At 40.9% G+C, this 13,556-nt stretch carries 11 protein-coding genes; 5 read left to right on the forward strand and 6 right to left on the reverse strand.

From position 1 onward, the window contains the following. Positions 1-5: 5 nt before the first annotated feature. The 5 genes from VC82_RS12335 (at position 6) to VC82_RS12355 (ending at position 6,439) form a co-directional block, all read left to right on the forward strand. On the forward strand, positions 6-488 hold the full coding sequence (locus VC82_RS12335; protein ID WP_045802635.1) for a hypothetical protein: 483 nt from the start codon (positions 6-8) through the stop codon (positions 486-488). Between the two features lie 102 nt (positions 489-590). Further along, a complete protein-coding gene (locus tag VC82_RS12340; protein ID WP_045802636.1) occupies positions 591-3,503 on the forward strand; it encodes a glycoside hydrolase family 3 N-terminal domain-containing protein in 2,913 nt (970 codons plus the stop codon). A gap of 40 nt (positions 3,504-3,543) precedes the next feature. Then, positions 3,544-4,686, forward strand: coding sequence for an N-acetyl-alpha-D-glucosaminyl L-malate synthase BshA (bshA, locus tag VC82_RS12345; protein ID WP_045802637.1), 1,143 nt, complete (start codon positions 3,544-3,546; stop codon positions 4,684-4,686). 68 nt (positions 4,687-4,754) lie between these two features. Next, positions 4,755-5,132, forward strand: coding sequence for a hypothetical protein (locus VC82_RS12350; RefSeq protein ID WP_157518088.1), 378 nt, complete (start codon positions 4,755-4,757; stop codon positions 5,130-5,132). A gap of 122 nt (positions 5,133-5,254) precedes the next feature. Then, positions 5,255-6,439: an OmpA family protein gene (locus VC82_RS12355; protein ID WP_045802639.1), complete on the forward strand. Its 1,185-nt coding sequence runs from the start codon at positions 5,255-5,257 to the stop codon at positions 6,437-6,439. Between the two features lie 33 nt (positions 6,440-6,472). On the opposite strand, the gene VC82_RS12360 is transcribed toward VC82_RS12355, so the two are convergent. The 6 genes from VC82_RS12360 to VC82_RS12385 form a co-directional block, all read right to left on the reverse strand. Continuing rightward, positions 6,473-7,660 (reverse strand): GNAT family N-acetyltransferase, encoded by a 1,188-nt coding sequence (locus VC82_RS12360; protein ID WP_084598226.1) that lies wholly within the window; start codon positions 7,658-7,660, stop codon positions 6,473-6,475. 60 nt (positions 7,661-7,720) lie between these two features. Next, complete coding sequence (locus VC82_RS12365) at positions 7,721-8,929, reverse strand: GNAT family N-acetyltransferase (RefSeq protein WP_045802641.1); 1,209 nt, start codon at positions 8,927-8,929, stop codon at positions 7,721-7,723. Positions 8,930-8,981: 52 nt separating this feature from the next. After that, on the reverse strand, positions 8,982-10,187 hold the full coding sequence (locus VC82_RS12370) for a GNAT family N-acetyltransferase (RefSeq protein WP_045802642.1): 1,206 nt from the start codon (positions 10,185-10,187) through the stop codon (positions 8,982-8,984). 5 nt (positions 10,188-10,192) lie between these two features. After that, positions 10,193-11,056: a GNAT family N-acetyltransferase gene (locus tag VC82_RS12375; RefSeq protein WP_157518091.1), complete on the reverse strand. Its 864-nt coding sequence runs from the start codon at positions 11,054-11,056 to the stop codon at positions 10,193-10,195. Between the two features lie 148 nt (positions 11,057-11,204). After that, complete coding sequence (locus VC82_RS12380) at positions 11,205-12,449, reverse strand: GNAT family N-acetyltransferase (protein ID WP_045802644.1); 1,245 nt, start codon at positions 12,447-12,449, stop codon at positions 11,205-11,207. 14 nt (positions 12,450-12,463) lie between these two features. After that, complete coding sequence (locus VC82_RS12385; protein WP_052699012.1) at positions 12,464-13,507, reverse strand: GNAT family N-acetyltransferase; 1,044 nt, start codon at positions 13,505-13,507, stop codon at positions 12,464-12,466. Between the last annotated feature and the right edge of the window lie 49 nt (positions 13,508-13,556).

Raw genomic sequence — 13,556 nt, forward strand, 5'->3', positions numbered from 1 at the left:
GAATTATGCTGGTTGATTTTAAAGAACTTCCCGACCATTCAAGAATTTGGATCTATCAGGCCAATCGAAGCTTTACAGATGCCGAGCTTGAAGAGATAAGCGCTGACCTGTCTTTGTTCTTACAGCAATGGACGGCACATGGCAGCCAGCTGAAGGCCGGTTTTGAGATACGATACAAACGATTTTTGGTAATAGGCCTTGACCAATCGGCGGCAAGCGCTTCGGGCTGTTCCATCGATGCCTCTGTTCACTTCATTCAGCAATTGGAGAAAAAATATGGTGTTGACCTGCTCGACAAGATGAACGTCTCCTATAAACAGGGCGAGTACATTGCCTACAAACCGTTACAGGATTTTAAGAAGATGGCCAAAGAACGCGCTGTCTCAAAGAACACCGTTGTTTTCAATAATTTGGTGGCCACCAAGCAAGAGTATCTCGAAAACTGGGAAGTGCCCGCAGCCGAGAGCTGGCATGCCCGTTTCATGTGATTTTAACGAATCTTTGGCGTCAATGGCCTTGATTTTCTTGGTTATCTTCGATGAAATACAATAATTTTAACCGAAGAAAGTTGATGTCTTAGACTATAGTGTATGCGGACAAACTACTTGTTTCCCTTTTTCTTGTTGTTTTTCATTCTAGCAAGCGGCCAAAAGAACCCTTTGGTGGCTACAGACTCTTTGGCTCAGGCCGCGTGGGTGACCGCTACCTATGATGCCATGACACCGGAGGAGAAAATAGGCCAGTTGTTCATGGTAAGTGTGGCATCGAACCAAGGTAAGGCGGCGGCTGACCGAATTAAGCAATTGATACGGCAACATTATATAGGGGGTGTCATATTTTCGAGAGGAGGCCCTGTCAGGCAGGCCCGGTTGACAAATGAATTTCAAGCATTGTCCAAGATCCCCTTGCTAATAGGACAAGATGCTGAATGGGGGCTAGCCATGCGATTGGATTCTACCTATGCCTTTCCGTGGAACATGACGCTGGGGGCCATTCAAGACAGCACCATTGTTGAAGAGGTGGCCTATCAGATGGGCAGGCATGCCAAGAGACTTGGGGTACACATTAATTTTGCCCCTGTACTGGATGTCAACATCAACCCGAAAAATCCGATAATCGGCAACCGCTCTTTTGGTGAAGACCCTGCGAACGTAGCAAAAAAAGGGGCTGCTTTTGTAAGAGGATTTGAGAGAGCAGGAATTTTGTCATGCGGCAAGCACTTTCCCGGACACGGAGACACCGCCACAGATTCGCACCATGACCTGCCCCTGATAGATTTCACCAAAGAACGATTGGACAATGTAGAGCTGTACCCCTATAAAAGATTGCTTCAAAATGGCCTGAACAGTGTGATGGTGGCGCACTTGAATGTGCCCGCCCTTGAAAAGACGACGGATAAGCCATCATCCCTTTCAAAATCGATAATAACAGACTTGTTGAAGAAGAGATTGCAATACCAAGGGCTGGTGTTCACCGATGCGCTCAACATGAAAGCCGTTACCAAGACCACCGAACCTGGCGATGTGGGTCTTTCCGCATTTTTAGCAGGTAATGATATGCTGTTGATGCCCGAAGACCTAGAGGCGGCCAAGAAAAAACTTTTGGAGGCTTATAATTACGGTATCATAACAGAGACCAGACTGGCTGAGTCGGTTAAAAAGATTCTAATGGCCAAATATAAGGTAGGGCTGCATGGGTATGCCCCCATTGATGTCACCGACCTATTAGAAGATTTAAATGATCCAGACAGTGATGTAGTGTATGAAAAGGCCATTGAAAACGCCTTGACCGTGGTAAGGAACAACGTTTCATTATTGCCTATCAAGCGTCTTGACAACAAGAAAATCGCCTATGTCAAATTCGGTGATGTAGCGGGCGATGTCTTTTTCAACACCTTGAAAAAATATGCCAAGGCCACCCATGTACAGGGCAAAGACCTGGCCGACTATAGAAAAAAACTGGCTGATTACAACCTTGTAATAGTGGGTTACCATAAGAGTAACCAAAGCCCGTGGAAAGACCATTCCTTTTCCCAGAACCAACTTTTTTGGCTACAACAAATAGCACAACTGCGGTCGAGCAACATGGTTCTGGTCTCGTTTGCCAACCCGTATGCACTATCTGAAATAGTCAATTTCACCGGTATGGATGCTATTGTGGTCGCCTATCAAAATAGCCCTTTGGCCCAAGAAGGGGCGGCAGAGTTACTGTTCGGGGCTATTTCGGGCAAGGGCAGGCTTCCGGTGAGCATCAATGAAACCTTTCCGGTGAATACCGGGGTTCAGGTAAAGGGCATTGCCAGATTGGGCTATACCCTACCCGAAAGGGTGGGCATGAGTTCAACAAGGCTGGCCTTGGTCGACACCTTGGTACAGCATGGGCTGGACTCGCTCATGTTTCCCGGGGCACAGGTCTTGGTGGCCCGAAGGGGCAAGGTGGTATACCAAAAAAGCTTTGGGCACCCAACCTATGATTCCAAAGAAAAAATTACGGATGACCACATCTATGACCTGGCCTCATTGACAAAAATTTTGTCGACACTCCCCATCATCATGAAGATGGAAGAGGAAGGAAAAATTCGCCTCAACGACACCTTTCAAGATTTGGTGCCCGAATATGTCGATTCTGAGCTGAAGAACGTTACGGTGCTAAAATCGCTTTCGCATTACGGGCGGTTGCCTGCTTGGATTGCCTTTTATGTGGATACCCTGAACAAAAACCGGAAACCATCCCCTGAATTTTATCGAACCCGTCCAGAAGACGGGTTTTCAATCAAGGTGAGTGAAGGCTTGTACCTTATGGATGCCTTTCAAGATTCGATCTACAACCGTATCGGTAGGCAAGAGTTGAAGTCGAACCGCTATCGGTACAGTGACGTGGCCTACTATGTTTTCAAGAAGTACATAGAGGAAACCTACGGAAAGTCGTTGGATGTGCTGGCCAACGATTTTTTGTACAAGTCGTTGGGTGCCACAAACACTGGGTTCAACCCCGCAGAGAGGTTTGATAAAGCACGTATTGTACCCACAGAAGAGGATAATTATTTTAGGTACCAGACCGTTCATGGCTATGTGCACGACATGGGAGCCGCCATGCAGGGTGGGGTAGGGGGTCATGCGGGTCTTTTCAGCAATGCCAACGATGTTGCCAAAATCATGCAGATGTACCTGCAGGGGGGCTATTACGGTGGACAGCGCTACCTTAATGAGCGAACCGTTAAAAAATTCAATACCTGCTATTTTTGCCATAAAGAGGTGAGACGGGGCGTGGGCTTTGACAAGCCCCAGTTGGAAGACAAAGGCCCCACATGTGGCTGCGTGTCTCGTGAGAGTTTTGGACACAGCGGTTTTACGGGCACGTATACCTGGGCCGATCCCAAAGAAGAAATCGTGTATGTTTTTTTATCGAATCGTACCTACCCAAGTGCCCACAACAGATTGCTTGTAAAGTCGGGCCTGCGTACCCGAATACAGCGGGCTATTTATGATTCCATTATCAATTAGGGAGCAAATAATGCCCTAGATTTGTTTTAGAAATGTTTTTATGAAGATTGCTATTGTTTGTTACCCAACTTTCGGAGGCAGTGGTGTTGTGGCCACCGAGCTGGGTATTGCCCTTGCCGAAAGGGGACACGAGGTACATTTTATCACCTACAAGCAACCCGTTCGTTTAGAGCTTTTGGGCAACAACATCCATTTTCATGAGGTTCATGTGCCCGAATATCCGTTGTTCCACTACCAACCCTATGAGTTGGCGCTTTCGAGCAAATTGGTAGATACCATCAAGCTACACGATATTGAACTGTTGCACGTGCACTATGCCATTCCGCATGCATATGCAGGGTATATGGCCAAAAAGATGTTGCTGGAGAACGGGATTTACATACCCATGATAACCACGCTTCATGGTACCGATATTACGTTGGTGGGCCGGCATCCTTTTTATAAGCCGGCGGTCACATTCAGTATCAACAAGTCAGATATGGTGACGTCGGTCTCTGAGAACCTCAGGCAGCAGACCTTGAAAATATTTGATTTGGATAAGGAAATAGAGGTAATCCCGAATTTTATCGATTTCAAAAAGTATAGCTCAGAGTTCACTGACTGCCAGCGTACATTGATGGCAGAAGACAATGAGCGCATCATCACCCATATCAGCAACTTCAGAAAGGTGAAGCGCATACCTGATGTGATACGTATTTTTGAAAGGGTACAACGTGAGATTCCTGCAAAACTTATCATGGTCGGCGAGGGACCCGAAAAAGAATATGCAGAACAACTTTGTGATGATTTAAAAATCAAGGAAAAGGTGATCTTTTTGGGAAATAGCACCGAAATAGACCGCATTCTTTGTTTTTCTGACCTTTTCTTGTTGCCCTCGGAATCTGAAAGCTTTGGACTGGCCGCCTTGGAGGCCATGGCGAATAAAACGCCGGTTATATCAAGTAACGCGGGGGGCATACCAGAAGTCAACAAACATGGCGTAACCGGTTTTTTGAGCGACGTTGGCCAAATTGACGATATGGCCAAAAATGCCCTTTATATATTGGGTGATGACAAGACCTTGGAGAAATTTAAGAAAAGCGCCTTCGAGGTGGCCGAAAAATTTGATATTTCAAATATATTGCCCTTGTATGAAGATCTTTATGAAAGGGCTTATAAATCACGATATAAAAATTCGTACTGATGGTCCGTCTGGTATTCTTGATCTTGTTAATGGGCATGCTCTCATGTAAAAGCCAAAAAAGCCAACAGATGGCAGATAATACAAATGACGGTTTGACCCTATTGGTAGAAGATGGCTATAGCGGGGTAGAAAATTTTGAAAGCATGGTGGTGCGCGACCAGAAGACCTTGAACAGCTTTTTTGCCAAGATTAACCGTACGAGAAAACCGGGAATTCCTGTTCCTGAAGTGGATTTCAACAAAGAAATGGTCATCATTGTCTGTAGCGGTGAGCAAAAGCGCATCAAGATGCCGAGATTGTCAAAAAAAGATGAAAATGACAAAGAAATCGTACTAGCGGTCAAAAACGAGGCAGTAGATAAGAATAATCTCAAAGAGCTGGTTTCCACTCCTTTCAGCGTTTATAAGATACCGATGTCAGAAAAGGAAATCATTTTTCAAAAGTGATTTTTTTTTGAGACAATAAAAAAACATTTCCTTTTGTCGATCAATGTGGCCGTTCAGGGTACAAAGTTTACCCATTTTTCCATTTGATATAACTTTGTGGCACTAACCCCAAATTAGTATACATGAAAACGACAAAACTTTTGTTGGCCCTAGTCCTTATTTTCTGTGGACCTTCCACCTTTGCACAAGAAGACCTTCAACTGACCAAAAAAGACAGTATGGTCGTAAGCTCGTGGATGTTTGGCGTTGGAATCAATATTGTCGATGACGCCGGTAGCGAATTTGACGGTCTGCTGGATGCCGGAGACAACTGGAACATGGTACCGTTCCCTTCACGTATTAGCATTGGCAAATACTTCAAAAATGGTCTCGGTCTTGAAGCCATAGGTACTTACAACCAATACCAAGAAGGTAAGATTATCGATAATGTCGTCAATACTGAAGACATTGACTACTTTGCGGTAGATTTGAGGGCAAGCTATGATTTGAACAAGATTTTGGGCGAGACCGGCTTTTTTGATCCCTATGTTGGGGTGGGGGCCGGATATACCGATGCCAACAACCAAGGGCGGGGAACCTACAACGCCACGGTAGGGTTTAGAACGTGGTTCTCTGATCGTTGGGGACTTGATTTCAATTCGAGTGGAAAATGGGCCATGAAGCTGGAAGATGGTGTGACCAACCATATTCAGCATGCGGTTGGTGTGGTGTATCGCTTTGACACCGAAAAGGACCTTACTCCAAGAGGAAAGGAAAAACTGATGCTCTTACAAGAGATGGAAAAAGAGCAGCAGCGCATACAAGATTCGATTGCGGCAGCAAAAAGGGCCGAAGAAGAGGCCAAAAGACTTGCAGAAGAGCTTGAAAGACAGAAAGAGGCTGAACGGTTGGCGGCAGAGGAACGGGCAAAACAGCAGGCCGAGGAAGCCAGAAGAAAAGCACTTCAAGATAAAATCGACGGGCTTGGCAAGGTATACTTCGCCTTGAACTCCTCGTATCTCAATAAAAGGGACAAAGAATTACTTGATGAGTTGATTGCCATCTTGCAGGAAAACCCAGGGGTAAAGATCAAAGTGGCCGCCCATACCGATTCGAGGGGTACCGAAAAGTATAACCAGTGGCTTTCTGAAAGACGAATGGAGCGAACGGTACAATATCTAATTGACAAGGGGGTGTCAGATGATAGAATACTCAAAGAGGCCTATGGCGAAACCCAGTTGACAAATGAATGTGACGATGGGGTACCCTGTTCTGAGGAAAAGCATCGAGAGAATAGGAGGTCAGAGTTTTTGATTGTCGAGTTTTAGAGAGATTCCAAAAATAAGGGAAAAGGAGCCGTTTTAGGCTCCTTTTTTATTCCCAAAAACCAATTGTTGGGCATTGGATTTTCCCTTGAACAGGTAGATGTTTTGATTTTTTTTTGACTGCAATATGGCAACATCGCTATACTGCTCAACCTTTGAATAGAGGAAATCGCACATGTACTTCTTTAAAAAATGGTTTTTTGATTTTGGCAATTCCAAAGTATGGTAGCCAGTGATGGAAACCGAAACGTCAACCTCGGTGATGCTCACCTTTTGAGGGCTATGGCCTCTGTCGTTTTTCTTTTTTATGATGAAGTCTTTTAACTTATAGACCAGTTCGTTCACATTTTTTGATTTTAGATATTCTTTTGCACTGATGCGAACGATTTCGATATTTGCGAGCAGTCTGGTCAGAGGTTTGTTTTTTCGATAAACGATGTGATGTTGGTATTGGTAGATGTTGTTGCTCCAACGTCTTTTATAGTCCATCCCCCCTACACCCATTTCATAGACACAATGATCGTTTTCTATGCACCATTGCAATTGCTTGTAGATTTCTACATGGCCAAGACCAAATTTGGCATAGTTGATATCGTAAGAAGAAATTGCACTGAAGAGTATTTTGTCGAAGTGGTAGTTGAGCGATATTTGAATTGGGTGCTCACCATCATAAATAACAAAGAGAGAGGCCTGTTTGTTGAGGATTTTGGGACGGGTTTCATTGACTAATGTTTCCCAACGGTGAAATTCTTTGTGGGTTTCTTTTCGCTGCCCGAAACGGGCGATGATCATCTGGTGCAGTGACCCCATGATGAAACGATAGGTCTTTTCGTCAATTTCCCCATAAAACAGTTTGTATTTGATAGGAAAACAGTGCTCTAACCGGTTGACGTAACGCCTGATGATGCTGCGATACTTCGATTTGAACTGTCTTTTTAGATATTCATCGATAGATGCAATATTGTCTAGATGTATAGAATACCCCCAGTTGAACTGTTTAACAACTTGGGTGGCCAGCAACCGTTCAGAAACGATTTGCAGCTGCATGTATTCGGGTACCAACCGAAGTGAGTAACAGTTGATGACCTTTTCTGTTGAATGCGAAATATTGTCGTTTTGAATTGTTTTGCCAAAATAGCCTATGCTTTGGATAATGGATGGGATTTCCCCATTTTCCATTGCGGCACCAAAAAAATCCAACGCTATTATAGAAGGAGTTCCCATATTAAAGGAGTTTGACTTTAAACAATTCTTTGGATATGCCTTTTTTATGCGTTAATCTTTTCAAGATGTGATTATCGTAAGTTTTTGGGCTGTCTCTTTGCCCATGAAATAATAATCAGCACTATTCTTTCTTGAATGGTAAACCGAAACGTCTTTGTCAAATTCGAAGTTAAGAAAGAGAAAGTCAAAGAACTTTTCTCTTAAAAAACTGTACTTGCCATCATCTATATTTATTTTTATGAGACTTTCAACTGACGGTATTTTGTCTCTTTTTTCGATTCTGAATTTTGGACTGTGCACTTGTACGTTCTTGAACAACGACTTTTTTTTGTTTCTAACGAAACTACGGTACAATTTGTTGATTTTTAACATTTTAAAAATAGGAAGCAATTTATAGGTCAAACTGAGCTTCCATAGGGTTAGATTGGCTCTTATTGCGCTTCTAATATCTGCTGCATCATAAATTAATTGTTTTTTGAAAATATAGTTTCCGGTTCTAAATCTTTCTTTGTAGTAAAAATCTCCTTTAGACATGTCAACCAGCCTAAAATTATTTTCAAACGCCCATTGAATCACGCTTGTCAATGCAATAAACCCCAACTTAAACTTTGAGTAATCGATGTCATACGCAATCACGTCGATATCCAATATATGCCCATGAGTTGAATTTACATAAATGGCTATGGGTCTTTCATTGTGGTATATAGTAAAAATGCTCGCCTTTTTTTGCAGAATCGACCGGTAAAGGCTGTCGTATCGTTGTTGCCAAAACTCCAATTCCTCCCAATAGGTGTTCTTTTGCTGGTGCCTTCTCAAAAGCATTTGGTGGCAGGCCTTAAAAATCTTATCGTATTCAGGCTTGTCAATTTGACCAAAATACATTTTGTAAACCGGCCTGATACATAGTTGCAATCGCTTTTCACATCTGCGTAGTGTCGCTCTTCTTTGCGAACTTAGCACATTGTTCATATAGTCTTCAAAGTTCCTGAACCTTGTGAGGTTGATCAAAGATCCTTCGTACGTATTGACCTCCTTTATTCTTAAATCCGCAAGGTCTCTACGCAAAGTTGTGTTGAGATACTCAGGCACATCGTCTATTTGAAACACACCTTTTAAATGAACTGATGTCATTGTATGCTCTATTTGAACAAGTTCACGGTCGGTTTCACGATCAAAAACGCTTTCATAGAACAGATGTAGCCGGTCTTTTTGTAGCAGGTCGCTGCCAAAATGAAGCCTCTTTTCGATATTGTGGTGCGATCCATTCATACTTTTGACCTGTATTTATAACCATTAAAAAGAGGTAAAATCAAAGCACACATTAATTTTCGATTAGTATTTTTTGGGCAGCGGATTTTCCTTTTAGGTAAAACTCACGCGCATTCTTTTTACTTGCCAACACTTTAATTTCACTAAATTTTTGGTGGGTCTTGTAGATGAAATCATTTATGGGTTTTACAATCCAAGAATTCTTAGGATCCCAAGGGTCTATGTTCATAAGCGAACCCCAATCAGGTTGCTCAAAATCATTTAGCGCAACAAATTTCTTGTGCAATTCAACGTGCAGGTTTTTTTGAAAATGCTTGTAACGGAATCTAAAGTAAATGCCCCAAAGGTATTGTACCTTGATTTTTTTCAGAAAGTTGATTGTATTATAGATTCCATGACCATAGGTTTTTTTAAAGAATGCCAAGGCACGATATTTTAATCGTGAAGAATCATAGATTAAGTGCTTATAAAAAACATATTTTTCATCTACCCATTTTCTTTTGTAATGGTAGTCTCCCCTGCCGAGGTCAAGAATTTCAAAACCTTGATCAAAACACCATTCAACATGTTTGTAAAGATCAATGGTTCCTAGGCTGAATGAATCGTAATCGATATCGTAGCTACCTATACTTGTGCCCAATACATTGCCATTTATGACACTGGTCGATATATCAATTGGCTTTTTGCCATGGTAGATGACAAAAATGGCTGCCCGTTTCTTTTGTATCATGGGAAACAATAGTTCTCTGTATTCTTCTAACAATGGCAAATCAATATTTTCCTCATTTTTTTGCGCAAAACGGCGCATCATGAACTTTTTGAGAAAATCGAACAATCTATGGTATTCTTTTTCATCAATTTCGCCATAGTATATATGATAAGTCGGCTCTATACAAGTGTCAAGCCTTTTTAGATATCTCCTGATTTTGGACCTACTTGACTTGCCGAAGTGGTTTTTTAAGTAATCGTCAATGTTTTGATATTGCGCCAAATTGGCAAGAAAGCCATCATTTACTTTCCAGCTCTTTCTACTGAAATTTTTGAGTTCATCATGTAAATGAAATGTTAGGTAATCTGGTACTTCCGTAAAAAGATAAATTTTGTTGAGGCTCTCTTGTTCAAGATGGTCGTTTCTTTTGAAAAGCGTCTTGCCAGTTACCGATTCGCTTACTCTTGAAAATATTTCGGGAACGACATCTTTTTCAAAAAAAGATTGCGAAAGACTTACGGGTTTGTTGTTTTGTTCTTTGTCTGCCATTGGTCTTAATATAGCTTTCCAGTATAGGATTTGTAGATGAATACTAACCTATCATATCTAATAATACCTCCCAAGAATCCGATATCTCTTAAAGATTTCATCAGTTGGAGTTTTGACCATTGTACCAGCATCATTAGAAGAGAAACAAGATTTTTTCTGTTGTAATGTAGGTGATAGTGAAAATCATAGCTTTGGTTGCACCATTTGTTTTTGAAGGGAGTCTCGCCCATTGCTAGATCTATTAACTTGATGCTGCTTTCAAAGCACCATTGTAAATGTTTTGACATACTGATATCTCCCAAGTTGTAGTTTGAATAATCTATGTCGAAACCTTCTAATTCACTGAAAACCGTGTCTTCAAAGTGGTAGTTAAGTGTGATGCAAATGGGTTTTTCTGCGTCATATATTACAAAAAGGCTAGCGAGCTTTTGATTTATTTTCTCATAAGTGAGTTCATGGTAATAGCTCCACCTTTCTAGATATTTATTGTGTACTTTCTTTTGATCAAAACGTTTTTTCAAGAAATCCGCCAATTTTCCCATTAGTATGGCGTAAAGATGCCGGTCAATCTCCCCGTGATAGATATGGTACGAAACCTTATGATTTTGGGCCAGGGCGGTCATCATCTTTCTCAACCGCTTTTTACTTCGTTTGCTAAGTTGGCGGTCTATATATTCATCGACAGAAGTATAATCGTGAAGATTTACCAGAAACCCCTTGTATTGCACAATAGATTTTGTGCTGAAATTTTTGGGAAGAAACTTGGGAACCACTGAAAGATATTCCGGAATGTCGAAGATTTTATAGAGGTTGTACTTTTTTTGATTCTTGCTATTGTAATGGCTTATTTGGTATATGCTTTGGGTCAAATTATTTTGAACTGAATTATCATAAAAAGGATGAACCTTTTGTTCATTGAACAAATCAAAAACCAAATGTGCCTTAGCTGGGACATTGGTTTGACGAGAATCGATATTTTTTGTTTCCTCCGTCAATATGTGCTATTGTTGGTCAGTATTATTCATGGATGACCAAGTATTTTTTGTGATTTTTTCCCTTTATCATGAAAATTTTTCCTGAGTTCGCCTGAAAAAGCAATATGTCTTTCAGCTTTTCGCCGGTAAGATATAAGAAGTCGAACCCCCTTTTTCTTACCACATCTTTGGCCAGTTCAAGAGAAACTGGAGTCCAATCAAGGTTTGTGCTGTCTTCTAAGCTATCGGTAAGCATTAATGCATTCTGACGATTGGGCTCATTGGATATTTTGAAATTCTTTAGCAGGTAAGTGGCTTTATGCACATGCCAATTCACATTTTTTCTTCTTAGGTATCCCTTAAGACGAAAAAAGAGGGCTGCTAAATTTGCCAACCCTGTGGAAAGAGCTGATTTGGGATTATAGAGTAAGTGATATTCAAATTGATACTCATGAGTACTCCACCGGGCCTTATAATCGAAATATCCTTTTGAAAAGTCCAGTTTTTTGTAGCCTTTTTCAATGCACCACTGAATCAATTGCATGATACTGCACGAACCTAAATGAAACTTTGAAAAATCAACGTCAAAAACGGTGATGGCATCGATTACAGTATCACCATTAAAATAAAGAAGTGTAATGGCTATTGGGCATTCTTTTTCAAAAACCACGGACAAGGCTGCCTTTTTCTCGTGTATTAGGGGGTAGGCCACCTCTCGGTAAAAATTCCATTCTTTGGGGTCAAGATTATTGTTATAAACCCTTTTTTCTAAAAATCGTTTTTCCAGCAAATCGTTGAATTGTATGAAAAGATGGTCATAAACCTCTTTTTTAATAGACCCATGAAAAACCCGATAAGATATATCAAAACATGTCTCAAGTCTTTTCCTATACTTTTTTAGTTTATACCTACTGCTTTTTTTAAAATGTTTCATTAGGTAGTCATCAACATCCAAAAAATTATCCAGGTCAATAAAGAAACCGGGATATTGGTGGAGTTTTATGATTTTTAGGTGACCATTGATTTCATGGGCTTTATTTTCAATATACGAGGGTACATCATATATCATCAGTGTTTTATGGCTAATTCCATGAAAGGCATTCTTTTTCACGGTGTATGCAAGCCCTTTGGTAAGGTTTTTTCCGACGTTGAAGTAAAAAGGTAAGTTGGAATTGCGAACAAAAGAGATTCCGGAAATTCCGTTGATTTCAATTACTTTTTCAGAGGTGCAGAAATGCTGTTTCCAAATAGAAGTGAAGGTTTTTGAAGCAAAAGGATTTTCGCTCATATTTGTTTTATTAACTACCGGGGGAAGGCACAACGATAGCAGGGAAAGAACTTTTGACAACTTTTACTATTGTATCCACATCTGATGTTTCGGTTGGTCACCAATTCATCATAAACCTGCTGGTCTACAATATATTTCCAAATTTTAAAGCTTTTGAAATCTTTTGAATATCCTGACTTAAACCTAAATAAACTATCTTGATTGTTACCAACGCCCCCCCCAAGGTTAAAATATTTGAACCCTTTATCGGTGGCCTTAATACGCATATCATCTATTAAGACCTTTATTGGGTTGAGTCTTAAATACTCTTTTCGTGCACCAGATAGGTGATATTGCACTATGTCGTTGGTCATGGTAAAAATGGCCCCACCTGCCAGATCATTCGAAACCTTGTCATATGCGAGAAGAAACTTGGTGTTGAAATCAGTGCTTTTCCATAGATTGAGAAAATAGCTGCCGGGAAAAAAATATTGGTCTTTTGCGTTTACCCGAAGCATGTTCTCATAGTAAATAGAGACAAGCTCTTTGATTTCAGCTTCGCTGCCAGCATCTTTTATCAAATAATTTTTCCTACATTTATTGATATAGGTTTTTAGACGTGGATTATAGACTTTACGTTGGCTTTCCAGACTTTTTGTCAAATCTATATTAATTAGCTGCCCCAAAGCCTCAATGGTTCCTGAATGTTTCAGGATGACCCCTTGGTTTGGAATAAACGGATTTAGCCTTGAGAATACAGAGGCGACAGCCTTTTCGCTCAAAAAGTTTTTCAAGTCATGTGCAAAATCCCTACTATTAAAATCAGGCCCAATATTACTGGAAATGGGGCCACAATAACCATAGGCTGAAGTAGCGTCATTATGTGCGGTATCCCTTATGGCTTTTAGCATCAAGGGAATTGCAATTAAACAACCTTGCTTTTCGTAGATAACAAGGATAGGTTTTTCTCCATTGCTCTTTGAAACATGATGATACCCATAGGTATGATAGGCATCATATGTGTCTACCATTTTCAGAACATTGCCCCAGTCCTTTTCGTTTTCGACAACGGTAATCATGCCAGTCAGCTATTTTTTTTGGGTGAAGGTACTTTAAGTTTGATTTTGA

The sequence above is a fragment of the Flagellimonas lutaonensis genome (assembly GCF_000963865.1).
Taxonomy (GTDB): domain Bacteria; phylum Bacteroidota; class Bacteroidia; order Flavobacteriales; family Flavobacteriaceae; genus Flagellimonas_A; species Flagellimonas_A lutaonensis.

What these genes read in the sequence shown, in the direction of transcription:
- VC82_RS12335 (WP_045802635.1), top strand. Translation starts at nt 6, where the DNA reads ATGCTGGTTGATTTTAAAGAACTTCCCGACCATTCAAGAATTTGGATC.
- VC82_RS12340 (WP_045802636.1), top strand. Translation starts at nt 591, where the DNA reads ATGCGGACAAACTACTTGTTTCCCTTTTTCTTGTTGTTTTTCATTCTA.
- bshA (WP_045802637.1), top strand. Translation starts at nt 3,544, where the DNA reads ATGAAGATTGCTATTGTTTGTTACCCAACTTTCGGAGGCAGTGGTGTT.
- VC82_RS12350 (WP_157518088.1), top strand. Translation starts at nt 4,755, where the DNA reads ATGGCAGATAATACAAATGACGGTTTGACCCTATTGGTAGAAGATGGC.
- VC82_RS12355 (WP_045802639.1), top strand. Translation starts at nt 5,255, where the DNA reads ATGAAAACGACAAAACTTTTGTTGGCCCTAGTCCTTATTTTCTGTGGA.
- VC82_RS12360 (WP_084598226.1), bottom strand. Translation starts at nt 7,660, where the DNA reads ATGGGAACTCCTTCTATAATAGCGTTGGATTTTTTTGGTGCCGCAATG.
- VC82_RS12365 (WP_045802641.1), bottom strand. Translation starts at nt 8,929, where the DNA reads ATGAATGGATCGCACCACAATATCGAAAAGAGGCTTCATTTTGGCAGC.
- VC82_RS12370 (WP_045802642.1), bottom strand. Translation starts at nt 10,187, where the DNA reads ATGGCAGACAAAGAACAAAACAACAAACCCGTAAGTCTTTCGCAATCT.
- VC82_RS12380 (WP_045802644.1), bottom strand. Translation starts at nt 12,449, where the DNA reads ATGAGCGAAAATCCTTTTGCTTCAAAAACCTTCACTTCTATTTGGAAA.
- VC82_RS12385 (WP_052699012.1), bottom strand. Translation starts at nt 13,507, where the DNA reads ATGATTACCGTTGTCGAAAACGAAAAGGACTGGGGCAATGTTCTGAAA.